The 15,632-nt window shown below is 62.9% G+C and carries 17 protein-coding genes; 6 read left to right on the top strand and 11 right to left on the bottom strand.

Features of this window, described 5'->3' with window-relative positions; all coding sequences use genetic code 11:
* Nucleotides 1–224 precede the first annotated feature (224 nt).
* Entirely contained in the window at nucleotides 225–674 is a 450-nt protein-coding gene (locus tag NKJ08_RS29060; protein WP_352530443.1) for a MaoC family dehydratase, read from the top strand.
* 3 nt (nucleotides 675–677) lie between these two features.
* The gene (locus NKJ08_RS29055) at nucleotides 678–1,559 is read left to right on the top strand and encodes an HpcH/HpaI aldolase/citrate lyase family protein (protein WP_352530441.1); all 882 of its coding nucleotides are present in this window, start codon (nucleotides 678–680) and stop codon (nucleotides 1,557–1,559) included.
* 20 nt (nucleotides 1,560–1,579) lie between these two features.
* Here the strand turns inward: NKJ08_RS29055 and NKJ08_RS29050 are convergent, their stop codons facing one another.
* The gene (locus NKJ08_RS29050; RefSeq protein ID WP_352530439.1) at nucleotides 1,580–2,164 is read right to left on the bottom strand and encodes a nitroreductase family protein; all 585 of its coding nucleotides are present in this window, start codon (nucleotides 2,162–2,164) and stop codon (nucleotides 1,580–1,582) included.
* A gap of 165 nt (nucleotides 2,165–2,329) precedes the next feature.
* Here NKJ08_RS29050 and NKJ08_RS29045 point away from each other — a divergent pair, with 165 nt between their 5' ends.
* A complete protein-coding gene (locus tag NKJ08_RS29045) occupies nucleotides 2,330–3,295 on the top strand; it encodes an RgsD C-terminal domain-containing protein (protein ID WP_352530469.1) in 966 nt (321 codons plus the stop codon).
* A gap of 11 nt (nucleotides 3,296–3,306) precedes the next feature.
* On the opposite strand, the gene NKJ08_RS29040 is transcribed toward NKJ08_RS29045, so the two are convergent.
* From NKJ08_RS29040 to NKJ08_RS29020, 5 genes are all read right to left on the bottom strand, one after another.
* Nucleotides 3,307–4,245 carry a lysophospholipid acyltransferase family protein gene (locus NKJ08_RS29040; RefSeq protein ID WP_352530437.1) on the bottom strand — a complete coding sequence of 313 codons (939 nt, stop codon included), beginning with the start codon at nucleotides 4,243–4,245 and terminating at the stop codon, nucleotides 3,307–3,309.
* A gap of 85 nt (nucleotides 4,246–4,330) precedes the next feature.
* On the bottom strand, nucleotides 4,331–6,304 hold the full coding sequence (gene thrS / locus NKJ08_RS29035; protein WP_352530435.1) for a threonine--tRNA ligase: 1,974 nt from the start codon (nucleotides 6,302–6,304) through the stop codon (nucleotides 4,331–4,333).
* A 169-nt stretch (nucleotides 6,305–6,473) separates the two neighbouring features.
* Nucleotides 6,474–7,283 carry a class D beta-lactamase gene (blaOXA, locus tag NKJ08_RS29030; protein WP_352530433.1) on the bottom strand — a complete coding sequence of 270 codons (810 nt, stop codon included), beginning with the start codon at nucleotides 7,281–7,283 and terminating at the stop codon, nucleotides 6,474–6,476.
* Between the two features lie 140 nt (nucleotides 7,284–7,423).
* Nucleotides 7,424–7,789, bottom strand: coding sequence for a membrane protein insertion efficiency factor YidD (yidD, locus tag NKJ08_RS29025; RefSeq protein ID WP_352530431.1), 366 nt, complete (start codon nucleotides 7,787–7,789; stop codon nucleotides 7,424–7,426).
* 7 nt (nucleotides 7,790–7,796) lie between these two features.
* Nucleotides 7,797–8,243: an iron-sulfur cluster assembly scaffold protein gene (locus NKJ08_RS29020; RefSeq protein ID WP_352530429.1), complete on the bottom strand. Its 447-nt coding sequence runs from the start codon at nucleotides 8,241–8,243 to the stop codon at nucleotides 7,797–7,799.
* 241 nt (nucleotides 8,244–8,484) lie between these two features.
* On the opposite strand from NKJ08_RS29020, the gene folE reads away from it, so the two are divergent.
* The 3 genes from folE to NKJ08_RS29005 all read left to right on the top strand — a co-directional run bounded on the left by folE (nucleotide 8,485) and on the right by NKJ08_RS29005 (nucleotide 10,685).
* Nucleotides 8,485–9,120, top strand: coding sequence for a GTP cyclohydrolase I FolE (gene folE / locus NKJ08_RS29015; RefSeq protein ID WP_352530427.1), 636 nt, complete (start codon nucleotides 8,485–8,487; stop codon nucleotides 9,118–9,120).
* A gap of 38 nt (nucleotides 9,121–9,158) precedes the next feature.
* Nucleotides 9,159–9,629, top strand: coding sequence for a phosphoribosyl-AMP cyclohydrolase (hisI, locus tag NKJ08_RS29010; protein ID WP_352530425.1), 471 nt, complete (start codon nucleotides 9,159–9,161; stop codon nucleotides 9,627–9,629).
* An 84-nt stretch (nucleotides 9,630–9,713) separates the two neighbouring features.
* Nucleotides 9,714–10,685, top strand: coding sequence for a patatin family protein (locus tag NKJ08_RS29005; protein WP_352530423.1), 972 nt, complete (start codon nucleotides 9,714–9,716; stop codon nucleotides 10,683–10,685).
* 21 nt (nucleotides 10,686–10,706) lie between these two features.
* Here NKJ08_RS29005 and recJ read toward each other — a convergent pair whose 3' ends face one another.
* The 5 genes from recJ to NKJ08_RS28980 all read right to left on the bottom strand — a co-directional run.
* Nucleotides 10,707–12,518 (bottom strand): single-stranded-DNA-specific exonuclease RecJ, encoded by a 1,812-nt coding sequence (recJ, locus tag NKJ08_RS29000; RefSeq protein WP_352530421.1) that lies wholly within the window; start codon nucleotides 12,516–12,518, stop codon nucleotides 10,707–10,709.
* A gap of 34 nt (nucleotides 12,519–12,552) precedes the next feature.
* A complete protein-coding gene (gene glpX, locus NKJ08_RS28995; RefSeq protein WP_352530419.1) occupies nucleotides 12,553–13,536 on the bottom strand; it encodes a class II fructose-bisphosphatase in 984 nt (327 codons plus the stop codon).
* A gap of 133 nt (nucleotides 13,537–13,669) precedes the next feature.
* Nucleotides 13,670–14,983: a homoserine dehydrogenase gene (locus NKJ08_RS28990; RefSeq protein ID WP_352530417.1), complete on the bottom strand. Its 1,314-nt coding sequence runs from the start codon at nucleotides 14,981–14,983 to the stop codon at nucleotides 13,670–13,672.
* Between the two features lie 19 nt (nucleotides 14,984–15,002).
* On the bottom strand, nucleotides 15,003–15,242 hold the full coding sequence (locus NKJ08_RS28985; protein WP_352530415.1) for a hypothetical protein: 240 nt from the start codon (nucleotides 15,240–15,242) through the stop codon (nucleotides 15,003–15,005).
* An 18-nt stretch (nucleotides 15,243–15,260) separates the two neighbouring features.
* A partial coding sequence (locus tag NKJ08_RS28980; RefSeq protein WP_352784576.1) for an aminotransferase class I/II-fold pyridoxal phosphate-dependent enzyme occupies nucleotides 15,261–15,632 on the bottom strand: 372 nt, incomplete at its 5' end.

Here is a 15,632-nt window from a genome sequence, read left to right as displayed (position 1 = left end):
CGCTTCTGACCCTGGTGGAGACCGTAGGCACAAATGGTTTACGAACGGTTCACCATGTTCGTTAACTGGCTTGCGAGCGCGATATGCAACGCCTATCAACCCTTAGAGCGACGTGCGTCCTTTCGGACGCACAAAGTACGCTCTAACACTTTGAATCCTCGCATCGTGCTTTCCGAAAATCGATACCAATTTTCGGGCCGATGCGGCAGCGGAGGAGATCGACCATGGCCGGGCTTTATCTTGAGGAGTTCGTCGTCGGCCATGTGTTCAAGCACGCGCTGCGCAAGAGCGTGACCGAAAGCGACAATATGCTGTTTTCGGTGATGACACTGAACCCGCAGCCGCTGCACATCGATTTCGACTTCGCCGCGAAGAGCGAATGGGGCAAACCGCTGGTCAATTCGCTGTTCACGCTTGGCCTGATGATCGGCATTTCGGTCAACGACATCACTGTCGGCACCACCATTGCCAATCTCGGCATGAAGGAGACCGTGTTTCCGCATCCGGTGTTCCACGGCGACACGATCCGCGTTGAGACCACGGTGGTTTCGGTGCGCGATTCCAGGTCGAAACCGGACCGCGGCATCGTCGAGTTCGAGCACCGCGCCTATAACCAGAACGACCTATTGGTTGCCAAATGCACGAGGCAAGCCATGATGATGAAAAAGGCATAGCCGATGCGTTCTCTGCTCTTCGTTCCCGGCGATTCGGAAAAGAAGCTGGAGAAGGGCTTTGGCGTAGGCGCTGACGTGGTCATCGTCGACCTCGAGGATTCGATTGCCTCGCAGAACAAGGTTCTGGCGCGCGACACCGCGGCGCGTTTCATCGCCGAGCACAGGCATCAAACCAGCTCCGCGATCTATGTGCGCGTCAATGATCTTTCGACCGGACTGACCGACGACGATCTGGCGGCGCTCGTGCCGGTGAAACCAGACGGCATCATGCTGCCGAAGTCGAACAGCGGACGGGATGTCCAGCAGCTGTCGGCCAAGCTCAGGGTGCACGAAGCCGAAACCGGGCTGCCGGACGGCGCGATAAGGATCGTGCCGATCATCACCGAAACGGCAGCTGGCGTTTTGGCCGCTGCAACCTACACCGAGGCAAGCGCGCGGCTTGTCGGCGTCACCTGGGGCGCGGAAGATCTGTCGGCAGCAATCGGCGCACGCGCGATGCGCGACGCGAATGGCCGCTACACGGATGTGTTTCGCTTCGCCCGCACCATGACCATTCTCGCCGCAGGTGCCGCGGAAGTCGCGGCGATCGACACGGTGTTTCCGGATTTTCGCGACATGGCTGCCTTTGAGGCTGAATGCGCCGAGGCCGAGCGCGACGGGTTCACCGGCAAGATGGCGATCCATCCGGCGCAGGTGCCGGTCATCAACGCCGCCTTCACGCCTTCGGTGCAAGCGGTGAAAAATTCGCTGGCAATCGTCGAAGCGTTCAAGACAGCGGGAAATCCCGGCGTCGTCGGCATTGACGGCAAGATGTACGACCGGCCGCATCTCAAGCTCGCCGAGCGCCTCCTGGCACGAGCCAGGGCGGCGGGGCTTGACGCTTAGGGTCTCTTCCGCGTCGCAAATTACCCCACCCACGGTCCCGAATAGTCGGCATAGAGCGTTGCCGGATCGGGCCGCGGCCGCTCCGGCGCCGGTCCCTGGCAGGAGCCGATATGGACGAAGCCGACGACCCGCTCATGCGGCGCCAGACCCAGGATCGCCCTGCCCTCCGGCACGTCGGAATACCAGTTGCTGATCATGTTGGTGCCGTAGCCCAGCGCATTGGCTGATAGCATCAGGTTCAGCGCTGCCATGCCGCCGGACAGGAACATCTCCCATTGCGGGATCTTTGGATTTTCCCTGGGGATCGAGATCACGCCGATAACCAGCGGCGCCCGCGAAAAGCGTGCCAGTTCCTGGTTGCGGCGGCCTTCCGGCAGCGGCCCTTCGCGCTGTTCGGCAAGTGCCGCCAGCTTTTTGCCGATCTCGACGCGAACCTCGCCGCGATAGAGGATGAAACGCCACGGCTCCAGCCGGCCGTGGTCCGGCACCCGCGACGCTGCGGCGATCATCGTCGCGATCTCCGCATCGCTCGGTGCCGGTTCTTTCAAATCCGGGATCGGCGCGGAATTTCGGGTCAGCAGAAAATCGATGATGGGCGACGCCATAAGCGCAAGTCTCCTGGAATTTGAGCTGAAGCGCACCATCGGGATATCGGGCGGCTCGGGCATTGGCGCGGCGCGCCGGACAAAGAGCCCTGTAGCAGAAGCCGATCGGACTCTTCGGACTCTTAAGCCTTGAAATTGCCACCGCCTTGGGCTTCAACGCAAGGCATGTTTGAGGGGACATTGCGTCTTTTCCTGATTTGGCTGGGCGCCGCCCTGTTGATGGTGCCGGTTTCGCCGGCTGCCGCGCAGGATGCGGACGGCATCGGCAATCTGAAACTTCCCGGAATTTCGAGTTATGCGTCGCCCAAAAGCGATACGTCGCTGGCGTTGGGCGGCAGCGGGGCGATCACGCTGTCGGCGCAGCTGATTGACAAGGGCGCCGATATCGCGCGCGGCATCGTCTGGCGCGTCTTCAAGCCCGAGCCGGCCGGCGACGGCAAGCTGCCGATGGTCGCCTCCGCTCATGGCGGCACCGCCGTGTTCCAGCTCGAGCCGGGTTCCTATCTGGTCCACGCCTCCTACGGGCGGGCCGGCGCCACCAAGCGCATCACCGTCGGCAAGGAAGCCAAGCGCGAGAGCCTCGTGCTCGATGCTGGCGGCCTCAAGCTTGATGCCGTGCTGTCGGGCGGGGTGCGCATTCCGCCGAAGAAGCTGCGCTTCTCGATCTATGAGAGCCACGCCGAGCCCGATGGCGATCGTGCGCTGATCATACCCGATGTCGAGCCGAACAGCGTCGTGCGGCTCAATGCCGGCATCTACCACGTTGTTTCGACCTATGGCGCGGTGAATGCGGTCATCCGCTCCGACATCCGTGTCGAGGCCGGCAAGCTGACCGAAGCGACGGTCGAGCACCGTGCGGCCGAGATGACCATGAAGCTGGTGCGCGAACCAGGCGGCGAGGCGATCGCCGACACCTCCTGGTCGCTGCTCAACGAGTCCGGTGATCCGATCAAGGAAACCGTCGGCGCCTTTGCATCGATGGTGCTGGCCGAGGGCGACTACACCATCATCGCCAAGAACCGCGACCGCATCTACCAGAAGGATTTTACGGTGGTGGCCGGGCACAATCAGGACATTGAGGTCCTGGCTACCGAGGCTTCGGCCATCGACTCCGAGGAAGGCGCCGACTAGGCCGCGCCCCTCTAGGCTGCTTTGCGCATGCGTCGCGCCAGCAAGTGTACGCGGCCACGCGCCTCGGCCGCAGCCAGATCGAAGACGCCGCGCTGAAGGCGTTCGAGCAGGGCTTTGCGGTCGCGCAGAGGCTCCAGTTCGTCCCACTCCAGCGTGTCTCCGACGCGCACCTCGATCGATTTGCCGGACAGCCGCGAAAATTCGTGGATGAGCAGAGAGATGCGCAGCGTCAGCGAAGCCCTGCCGACGAATTTCGCTACACGCCCGTCGCGTTCGGCCATGTTCATGGGACCACTGACCAGATGGAACAGCCGGCCGTTCTGGCCGGAAAAATGCATTGGGATGACCGACGCCTTGGCATCCTGAACGAGACGGGCCGGAAACATCTTCCACGGCAGATCGCGCGCCCGGCCAAATCCCTTCGGCGCGGTGGCGACGCCGCCGGCCGGGAAGACGACGATGGTGACGCCTTCGTTGAGCAGCCGCACCGCCTCATGCCGCACCGCCATGTTGTTCTTCAGCGCGTCCTTGGTCTCGGAAAAGTCGATCGGCAGTGAGTACGGCTCCATCTCGCGGATCTTGAGCAGATCCTTGTGGATCATGACGCGAAACGGCCGGCCGAGCCGCTCTGCCAGCGACAGCACCGCAATGCCGTCGCCGATGCCGAACGGATGATTGGCGACGATCACCAGCGGCGTGTCGGGCAGCTTCGCCGGCGGCCATTGGGCTGCGGTCCGCACCCGGACGTCGATCAGATCCAGCATGCGGCTGAACACGCGCTCGCCGCCAGGCACCACGTGCCGGCGCCAGAAATCATAGAGTGCCGCGAAGCGATCGCGTCCCGACAGGCCTTCGACCGAATGGATGAACCAGCGCGTCAGCGCCGGCTGATGCGGACTGGCATAAGAGAGCTCGGGAAAAGGTCTTTCGCGCGTCTTCAGCTTGAGCATGGGGCTCGCTACAAAATTGGCGTGACAGTCATATGAAAATGGCGGTGGATCGCTCCACCGCCATCTTCGTTGCCGGTTGACCGGCTCAGGCCGCGCGGCGCTTGCGGTCGGGTGTCACCGCCTCGTCGGAAAGCAGCTTCACGGCTGCTGCGAGACCAAGCGATTCCTGGTCGCGCGAGCCCAGACGGCGGACATTGACCGTCTCTTCCTCGGCCTCGCGCTTGCCGCAGACGAGAATGACCGGGACCTTGGCCAGCGAATGCTCGCGGACCTTGTAGTTGATCTTCTCGTTGCGCAGGTCGGCTTCGGCAATAAGCCCGGCCGTCTTCAACTGCGCGACGACCTTTCGCGCGTAATCGTCGGCATCGGAAGTGATCGTCGCCACCACTACCTGCAGCGGTGCGAACCATAGCGGGAAATGGCCGGAATAATTCTCGATCAGGATGCCGAGAAAACGTTCCATCGAGCCGCAAATGGCGCGATGCACCATCACCGGCTGCTTCTTTTCCGAATCCGAGCCAATGTAGAAAGCGCCAAAACGCTCCGGCAGGTTGAAGTCGACCTGCGTGGTGCCACATTGCCATTCGCGGCCGATTGCGTCCTTCAGCACATATTCGAACTTCGGCCCGTAGAACGTGCCCTCGCCCGGATTGACGCCCGTCTTGATCCGGTTGCCCGACCGCGCCGCGATCTTGTCGAGCACGTCCTGCAGCACGCCCTCGGCATGATCCCACATCGCGTCGGTGCCGACCCGTTTTTCGGGGCGGGTCGCCAGCTTGACGGTGATCTCGTCAAAGCCGAAATCGGCATAGGTCGACAGGATCAGGTCGTTGATCTTGATGCACTCGTCGGCGAGCTGTTCCTCGGTGCAGAAGATATGGGCATCGTCCTGGGTAAAACCGCGCACGCGCATCAGCCCGTGCAGCGCGCCCGAAGGCTCGTAGCGATGCACATTGCCGAATTCCGCAAGCTTTACCGGCAGATCGCGGTAGGACTTCAGCCCGTGCTTGAATATCTGCACATGGCCGGGACAGTTCATCGGCTTCAGCGCAAAGACGCGGTCGTCGTCGGTGTCGTCCCCGGCAACCGTCACCTTGAACATATTGTCCCGGTACCAGCCCCAGTGGCCTGACGTCTCCCACAGGCTCTTGTCGAGCACCTGCGGTGCGTTGACCTCCTGATAGCCCTGCTCGTCGAGGCGGCGGCGCATGTAATTGACCAGGTTCTGGAACATCCTCCAGCCCTTGGCGTGCCAGAAGACGACGCCAGGGCCCTCCTCCTGGAAGTGGAACAGATCCATCTCGCGCCCGAGTTTCCTGTGGTCGCGCTTTTCGGCTTCTTCCAGCATGGTCTGATAGGCATCGAGCTGGGCCTGGTCGGCCCAGGCCGTGCCGTAGATGCGCGTCAGCATCGGGTTGTTGCTGTCGCCGCGCCAATAGGCGCCGGCGACCTTCATCAGCTTGAAGGCGCTGCCGATCTGGCCGGTCGCGGCCATATGCGGACCGCGGCAGAGGTCGAACCAGTCTCCCTGCGCGTAGATCTTGAGATCCTGATCCTCAGGGATGGCGTCGATCAGTTCGAGCTTGTAGCGCTCGCCCTTGTCGGCAAAGATCTTTTTCGCCTTTTCGCGCGACCACACCTCTTTGGTAAACGGCTTGTTGCGCGCAATGATCTCGCGCATTTTCTTCTCGATCACCGGGAAATCGTCGGGCGTGAACGGCTCGTTACGGGCGAAATCGTAGTAGAACCCGTTCTCGATCACCGGCCCGATGGTCACCTGCGTGCCCGGCCAAAGTTCCTGCACGGCTTCGGCCAGCACGTGCGCTGCATCATGGCGGATGAGTTCGAGGGCGCGCGGGTCCTCACGGGTGATGATTTCCAGCTTGCCCGACTTGCCGATCGGGTCGGAAAGATCGCGCAACGTGCCGTCGATGCTGTAGGCGACAGCCTTCTTGGCCAGCGACTTCGAGATCGACTCCGCCAGGCCGGCGCCGGTCATCGCCGCGTCGTAGTCGCGGACGGAGCCATCGGGAAATGTCAGGGAAACTGAATTCAGCATAAAATTCTCCTATCCAGTCCCGCAAACGAGCGCGGGTGGTGAAAATGCATGTCGCCCAAAAGTTCGCAGCGGTTTTGGGGTTACGACATGCATCAAGTAAGAGCCGGATGCGTCCGGCGGCGAGCGGTCTTTTATTGGCAGTTTTCGGCGCCGTAAAGCCGGATGTAGGTCACCTGACGAGATTCGGCAGCTCTTTCAGGAACATCGCTCGCGTCTTGAGTCCCTTGGGCGTGTCGGACCGTTTCGTATCGATTACCAGGCGGGCAAAGACGATCTTGCGAGCGTCCTTCTGCGCCCAGCCGACAAACCAGCCAAGCGAGCGCTTGTCGCTGCCAAGCCTGGTGGTCCCGGTCTTGCCCTGCACCGTCCAGCCCCCTGCCCGGAAGGTTGGGATTATCGCGCTGGTCATCGCATGGGCCTTGTCCGAGACCGGTAGTTTTCGCGCCAGCAGCTTGCGCAGGAAGTCGACCTGTTCGACCGGCGATATCGCGAGCGAGGAATTCACCCAGGAATGGGTGAGGCCGTCATTCTTGCCAGAATTGCCGGAGACGTCGGTGTTGCCATAGTCCAATCTGGACACGTAGCCGGCAAACTGTTTGCTGCCGAGCCGGCGCGTAATCTCGCGCGAGAACCAAAGGACCGAATCCTTTTCCCAAATCGTCGGGTCGACGGTCTTCCGGTCCCGTTTCGGCGCATTGAACTCCGGCTTGTACTCCCAGCTCGGCGCGTGCTCGTCGCTCAGGATTCCGGCGTCGTAGCCGATCAACGCCAGCGGAACCTTGAATGTCGAGGCGGGGCTGACGCGCTGGTCGCAAACCCCTTGCCGATACAGCGTCTCGCCGCTTGCGGCATCGACGATCAGCGTGCATTCGATGTCCCCGAGCGGCGCTGATTGCGCGCGGATCGGAAAACCCAACAGCCACGCCAGAAGATAGAGAACCACGGCGAAAACAAATGGACGGCGGTCTATCTGGTGCATTTGGCAATCTCTCCTGAGGGCTGTCAGGAGCGGCTTAGCGAGGCGTCTTGTCTCGATTTTGTCTCAAATGCGTAACATGCGGTTAAGCTTAGCAAATCGTAAACCTGCCGCCTCCAACCGGGTCCGAAGCGACAATGCGGTCAGTTTTCGAGGGCGCGCTTGTTCCCGATCCGCCGGTATCGCCAGGGCGTGAACCAGAGATAGCGATCATCTAGAACCTCAGGCACCCGGTCGATGCCGTGCGTTCCGAACGGGCCGCAGCGCAGCACCCGGAAAAATCCCATCCAGCCGCCGGCCCACAGCCCGTGACGGGCGATCGCTTCGTGCGCGTATTCGGAACAGGTCGGCAGATGCCGGCAGGAATTGCCGACAAAGCCGGACAGCGTCAGCTGGTAGAAGCGGACGAGCGACGTGCCGAGGATGCGGCCCGGCGTCTTGCGCCACGGTCCGGGCCAGTTGCGCGTGTATCGCGGCCTCTGATGCTGGTGCGCGTGATCGGCAGCCATTTGACGGCTAAGCCGCCTGTTCTGCGCGCTTCTTCTCGACCTGGCCGATGGCATCGACCACCGCATCGAAGGTCAGCATGGTCGAGGCGTGGCGGGCCTTGTAATCGCGCACCGGCTCCAGGTATTTCAGGTCGGCGAAGCGGCCTTCGGGCGGCGGGCCATTTTCCTTCAGCATCTTCAGCATCGTCTCGCGCACGCTGCGCAATTCTTCGGCACTGGCGCCGACGACATGCTGCGCCATGATCGAAGACGACGCCTGGCCAAGCGCACAGGCCTTCACGTCATGCGCGAAATCGGTGACGACGCCGTCATCCATCTTCAGATCGACGGTCACCGTCGAGCCGCACAGCTTGGAATGCGCCCGTGCGGTTGCGTCGGGCCGATCGAGCCGGCCGATCCGTGCGATGTTTCCGGCAAAACCCAGAATTTTCGCATTGTAGACATCGTCGATCATATTTTTCCAATCCGTCGCCGCCCAGCGAACAGCGATTGCCGCTCTGGCGTCTTCCTTTCGCTCGGCACGACCATATATAATGGTGGTAGTCGGGTATCGACAAGACGGACCAAAAGTCTCGTCCTGCCCAAATCAGTTCACGCCGCTTACGGGCTGGAAACCGACGAGTTTCTTACACCCGAAAGGTCGTGGTCCGTTCAACTCGTTCCTCCTGAGAGAGGAACTACGGGAGACGCCTTTTATGGACGCCGTCATCAAGAAACTCATGCCGCAGTCGGCCTATATGGAAAAGCCGGTCACCGACCGGCCGAGCGAAGCCGAAGTCGAAGCCGCGGTGCACACTTTGTTGCGCTGGACCGGCGACAATCCGGAGCGCGAGGGCCTGATCGATACGCCGAAGCGTGTCACCAAGGCGTTCCGCGAAATGTTCAACGGCTATGACATGTGCCCCGCCGAGGAGCTTGGCCGCACCTTCGAGGAAGTCGCCGGCTATGACGACCTCGTCATCGTCAAGGACATATCGTTCCATTCGCATTGCGAGCACCACATGGTGCCGATCATCGGCAAGGCGCATGTCGGCTATCTGCCGGACGGCAAGGTTGTCGGCCTGTCCAAGATCGCGCGCGTCGTCGACATCTTCGCCCATCGCCTGCAGACCCAGGAAGCGATGACCGCGCAGATTGCCGGCGTCATCCAGGACGTGCTCAATCCGCGCGGCGTCGCCGTCATGGTCGAGGCCGAGCATATGTGCATGGCCATGCGGGGCATCCGCAAGCAGGGATCCACCACGCTGACCTCGACCTTCACTGGCGTCTTCAAGGACACACCCGAAGAGCAGGTCCGCTTCGTCACCATGGTGCGCGGCGGCGGGATCTGAACCCGACCTCGCCGGCTTCGCTAGATAAGGACCGGCGAATGTCGGCATTGGAATTCCCGAAAGCTCCCTCAGACAAAAAGGCACTTGAGGAAGGCACGGTCCTTTCACCGCGCTTCGATGCCGGCGGCCTCGTCACTGTCGTCGTCACCGATGCCGAAGACGGCATGCTGCTGATGGTCGCGCATATGAATGCCGAGGCGCTGGCGCTGACACTCGAGACCGGCATCGCGCACTACTGGTCTCGCTCGCGCAACGCGCTTTGGAAGAAGGGCGAAACCTCGGGCAATGTGCAGCAAGTCGTCGAGATGCTCACGGATTGTGACCAGGACGCGATATGGTTGCGCGTCAAAGTGTTGGGTCACGAAGCAACTTGTCACACCGGCCGACGTTCATGCTTTTATCGGACGGTGGGACTGAGCGATGGCAAGGGGACGCTTGCCAGCGACGGCAGCAAGCCGCTGTTCGATGCGGAAAAAACGTATCGAAAGCCCAGTACGCCATCAATATGAACCATTCGCAGCGCTCCAGCCACGTATATTCATGATTTCGATACGGCCCGCCTCTAGGATGACCGTGGGACAAGGGAGATTGTGATGCTCGACTGGGCGTCATTGCTCAACAGACCTGACGTTCGGGAGGCCAATGGCGTCTCCTCGGCCGCAGGCGTATCCGAAACCAAATCTCCAGGTAAAACAGGGATCTCGCTGGCATTGGGCGGCGGCTGTGCGCGCGGCTGGGCGCATATCGGCGTGCTGCGCGCGCTTGATGAAGCCGGCATCGAAGTGTCGATGATCGCCGGCACCTCGATCGGCGCGCTGGTCGGCGGCTGCTATGTTGCCGGCAAGCTGGACGAGCTGGAAGAATTCGCGCGCAGCCTGACCAGGCGGCGCATTTTTGGCCTTCTCGACCTCAATTTACGCGGCAGCGGCCTGTTCGGTGGTATGAAACTCGACGCGCGGCTGCGCGAGCACATAGCCGGCATCCGCTTCGAGGATCTGCCAAAACCGTTCGTCTGCGTCGCTTCGGAAATCCGCACCGGCCATGAAATCTGGCTGTCGAGCGGCTCGCTGAGCACCGCCATGCGCGCCTCCTACGCGCTGCCCGGCGTGTTCGAGCCGGTCGCCTGCAACGGGCGCGTGCTGGTCGACGGCGCACTGGTCAATCCGGTGCCGGTCTCTGTCTGCCGCGCCTACGAGCAGCCGCTCGTGGTTGCGGTGAACCTTCACTACGACCTGTTCGGCCGCGCCGCGGTGATCAAGCACAGTGCCGGCGAGTTGGTCATCGAGAAAGACGCTCCGAGGGCCGGCCACGCCGATCCCGAACGCCAGTCGCGCGAGACACGGCTCGGCATCACGGGCGTCATGGTCGAGGCCTTCAACATCATACAGGACCGCATTTCGCGCGCCAGGCTGGCCGGCGACCCGCCGGACATGTCGCTGCAGCCGAAGCTCAGCCATATCGGCCTGACCGAATTCCATCGCGCCGACGAAGCGATCCGTATCGGCTACCAGGCAACGATGGCGCAGATCGGCGAACTGACCCGGCTGCAGACCGTCCTCGCTTAGGCAGAGCCGGTCGGTCAGTTCTCAGGCGAGCGCTGCGTCGATGATACGAAATTGCACCGTGCGGCTGCCGTTCCAGTGATTGCCCGATAGCGAGCCGGCGACATGCACCGGCTTGCCTCTGTTCTTGAACAGGAATTCGCCAAGAGCCGTGTCGATGGCGCGAAACGCGATCGCCCGGATGCGGCCGCCGCTTTCCGACTGCAGCTCGGCACGGATGTGGTTGGTGCCGACCGGCCGCGCGTCGGCAAGCCGATGACGCGGCAGGGCGAACACAGGGGCGACATGCCCGGCGCCGAATGGCCCGGCTCTTTCAAGTGCATCGAGCAGCCCAAGCGTGGCGCCCTCGGCGGCAAGCGCACCGTCGATCGCCAGGCTCTCCTCGCCTTGCAGCCGGAATACATCCACTGCCGCACGCTCTTCGAAAAAAGCCCGGAGCGCGCCGAGCTTCGCCCGCTCGACAGTGATGCCCGCCGCCATTCCGTGGCCGCCGCCCTTGACGATCAGCCCGGCATCGGCAGCCTCGCGCACCAGCCGGCCGAGGTCGAAGCCCGACACCGAACGGCCTGAACCGGTACCGACACCATTGGCGTTGAAGGCGATGGCAAAGGCCGGCCGCCTTGCATGGTCCTTGAGCCGCGAGGCAAGCAGGCCGACGATACCCGGATGCCAGTTGCTGCTGGCCGTAACCACGATGGCCGGACCATTGCCGCCGGCAAGCTCGGCGTCAGCCTCTGAGCGCGCCGCGGCCAGCATCTCCTGCTCCATTGACTGCCGCTCCTGGTTGAGCCGATCCAGCGTCTCGGCAATGGTGCGGGCCTCGACCGGATCGTCGGTTGCAAGCAGGCGGCTGCCAAGCGCTGCGTCGCCGATGCGCCCGCCGGCGTTGATGCGCGGACCAATCAGAAAGGCCAAATGGAACGTGCTGATCGGCTCGCCGATGCGCGAGACCCGCGCCAGCGCCGCCAGCCCTTCGTTTCTCTGCTGCCGTGCCACCTGCAGCCCCTTGACCACGAAGGCGCGGTTGACGCCGGTGAGCGGCACCACGTCGCAGACGGTGGCCAACGCCACCAGGTCGAGCAGGCCAAGCAGATCCGGCGGTGCGGCATCCGGCAGACGGCCGCGCAGGATCTTCGCCGTTTGCACCAGGCACAGGAAGACGACGCCGGCGGCGCAAAGATGGCCTTGCCCGGAAAGGTCGTCCTCGCGATTGGGGTTGACGACCGCAGCCGCCGCCGGCAACAGCCCGCCGACCTGATGGTGATCGAGCACCACGACGTCGGCACCGTCGGCCTTCGCCGCGTCGATGGAAGCAGCACTATTGGTGCCGCAATCGACGGTGACGATCAGCGTCGCGCCGCGCGAGACGAGTTCGCGCATCGCTTCCGGATTGGGGCCGTAACCTTCGAAGATACGGTCCGGTATGTAGATCTCCGACGGCACCGAGAAATGTGCGAGAAAGCGCTTGAGCAGCGCCGACGAGGCGGCGCCGTCGACATCGTAGTCGCCAAAGATCGCCACCTTTTCCCTGGTCATCACCGCCTGGGCGATGCGAGAGGCGGCTTTGTCCATGTCGGTCAGCGATGCCGGGTCGGGCAGCAGGTTGCGGATGGTCGGATCCAGGAACCGCTCGGTCAGCTCGGCGGTGACGCCGCGCCCGGCCAGCACGCGTGCCACGATGTCGGGCACGCCATAACCTTGCGCAATGGCGAGCGCGGCCATGTCCTGGCGCTCGGTCAGCCGGTGTTCCCAGGAAACACCAGTGGCCGACTGCCTAACATCGAGGAAAAAGCGTCTTTCCCCCATCACGTGACGCGCCGTCTGCAAAATTGTCATTGCACACGATATGCAACGGGCAACTGAGTCGAAATCAAAACTTTTCCAGATCCTGGTGCCTGGCCTTGATTTCGCGCACGGTTCGCGACGACGAACGCAGCACGATCGTGTGCGTGGTGATGAAATTGCGGCCGAACTTGACGCCAGCCAGCATGTTGCCGTCGGTGACGCCGGTCGCGGCAAACAGCACGTCGCCGCGTGCCATGTCTTGCGTGTGGTAAATCCGCTTGGGGTCGGAGATGCCCATTTTTGCCGCGCGCGCCAGCTTTTCCGGCGTATCGAGGATCAGCCTGCCCTGCATCTGGCCGCCGGTGCAGCGCAACGCCGCTGCGGCCAGCACGCCCTCCGGCGCGCCGCCGGTCCCGAGATAGATGTCGATGCCGGTTTCGTCCGGATCGGTGGTGTGGATGACCCCGGCGACATCACCGTCGCCGATCAACCGGATCGCGGCGCCCGTCGCCCGCACGGCTTCGATCAACGCCCCATGGCGTGGCCGGTCGAGGATGCAGGCGGTGATCTCCGCCACCGGCACCCCCTTGGCCCTGGCCAGGCTGGCGATGTTTTCGGCCGGCGAGGCATCGATGTCGATGATGCCATCGGCATAGCCCGGGCCGATGGCGATCTTGTCCATATAGACGTCCGGCGCAAACAAAAGGCTGCCTTTTTCGGCAATGGCGATGACGGCCAATGCATTGGGCAGGTTCTTGGCGCAGATCGTCGTGCCTTCGAGGGGATCGAGCGCGATGTCGACAGCCGGGCCTTTGCCGGTACCTACCTCCTCACCGATATAGAGCATCGGTGCCTCGTCGCGCTCGCCCTCGCCGATCACCACCGTGCCCTGGATGGCAAGATGGTTGAGCTCCTGCCGCATGGCGTCGACCGCGACCTGGTCGGCGGCCTTCTCATCGCCACGTCCGCGCAATCTGGCGGCCGCAACAGCGGCACGTTCGGTGACGCGCACCAATTCCATGGTCAGTATCCGGTCGAGGCCGGCGACAATGTTCTGGGCCACATTCATCGATGGACAATCCTCGTTGGCAGTTTAGCCTCCCGCCAGAGACGCGCTCCTTGTGTCAAAGCTCCGTGACAACAGCAAGACCTGCGCTGGATCTTTTTGAAAGCGCAGCAATATCAATCGATTGAGGGAAGCTTTAGCCTGCCCGCTCGATGCGGATGACTTGCGGCTTGTCGGTCAGAAGGCTGTCCCTGGTGATGCCGTCGACGGCCTTGCGCACCGCAGCCTCGGTCGTCTCGTGGGTGACAAGGATGACCGTCTTCTGTGCCTCGGTTTCCGGCCCGGCGGCATGCTGGACGATCGATTCCAGCGAAATGTCGTTGTCGGCCATGCGCTTGGCGATGGCGGCAAAGACGCCGATGCGATCGTGCACGGTCAGCCGGATGAAATAACCCCCGGCATGGCTGCGCATCTGCGCCTTCTTGTAGGGCTTCAATTCCTTCGCCGGCCGGCCGAAGACCGGACCATGCTGGAAGCCAGGCCGGCTTTTGGCGATGTCGGCAATGTCGCCGATCACCGCCGATGCGGTGGCGTTGCCGCCGGCACCGGGGCCGGAGAGCAGCAATTCGCCGAGGATGTCGGTCTCGATCGCCACCGCATTGGTGACGCCGTGCACCTGTGCGATGACCGATGCCGTCGGCACCATGGTCGGGTGCACGCGCTGTTCGATGCCGCTTTCGGTGCGCTGGGCGACGCCAAGCAGCTTGATCCGGTAGCCGAGATCGCCGGCCGCGCGGATGTCGGCCTGGCTGATGTTGGAGATGCCCTCCATGTAGATATCGTTGGCCGCGATCCTCGTGCCGAAGGCAAGGCTGGTCAGGATCGACAGCTTGTGGGCAGTGTCATGGCCCTCGATGTCGAAGGTCGGGTCGGCTTCGGCATAGCCCAGCCGCTGCGCGTCCTTCAGGCAGGCATCGAATGACAGGCCCTCGGCCTCCATGCGTGTCAGTATGTAGTTGCAGGTGCCGTTGAGGATGCCGAAGACGCGGGTCACCGAATTGCCGGCCATCGCCTCGCGCATCGTCTTGATGACCGGAATGCCGCCGGCCACCGCCGCCTCGTAGTTGAGCAGCACGCCCTTCTTCTCGGCAATCTCGGCCAGCGCCACGCCGTGCTTGGCAAGCAGCGCCTTGTTGGCGGTGACGACATGGCGGCCAGCTTCAAGTGCCGCTTTTACGGACGAGCGCGCCGGCCCGTCGTCGCCGCCGATCAGCTCGACGAACACGTCGATCTCGCCGGTCTGCGCCATCTTGATGGCGTCGTCGAACCACTGTGCGGTACCAAGATCGACGCCACGGTCGCGCTTGCGATCTCGGGCTGAAACGGCTGTGACGACGATGTCGCGTCCGCACTGCCGCGTCAGTTCCGCCGCCTTGTCGCGCAGCACGCGCGCCACCGACGCACCGACGGTGCCGAGGCCGGCAATTCCAACACGCAACGCTTCAGTCATCGGAGAGTCTGTCCGCCAGCTAGAATTGATTTTCGACCGCAACCAGATAGTCGTCGTTTTCATCAGGCTTCCGGGTCACGGTGACTATAGTCCCGGGCTGAAACTCCCACACTTCCGAGGCTGGTATGGGCTGGTCCAAGATGAGGTACGTGGTCGGATCAATTTGTTTTGCTTGCACCGGCCGCCAAACGGAAACCGACTCATCGATTAGCCTGACATAAACGACGGCTTCGACGTTCATGCTGGCGGGGTCGGTCATGGCTGTTGACTGAACCACTCAGCGATGCGCGGCGAGCGGAACGACATTGTTCGGCTGCTTGGCGCTGGACGCGAGGAAGCGCTTGATGTTGCGCGCTGCTTGCCGGATCCGGTGCTCGTTTTCGACCAGCGCGATGCGCACGTGATCGTCGCCATGCTCGCCGAAGCCGACGCCCGGCGCTACCGCGACGTCGGCGTGCTCGATCAGGAGCTTGGAGAATTCGAGTGAGCCGAGATGCTTGAACGGCTCCGGGATCGGCGCCCAGGCGAACATCGACGCCGCCGGCGCGGGAATGGTCCAGCCGGCACGGCTGAAAGCGTCGACCATGACGTCGCGGCGTTTGCGGTAGACGGCGCGCACTTCGGCAATGTCGGCACCGTCGCCGTTGAG

The organism is Mesorhizobium sp. M0244 (assembly GCF_040321795.1).
Taxonomy (GTDB): domain Bacteria; phylum Pseudomonadota; class Alphaproteobacteria; order Rhizobiales; family Rhizobiaceae; genus Mesorhizobium.
This window is presented reverse-complemented; position numbering and strand designations above follow the sequence as displayed.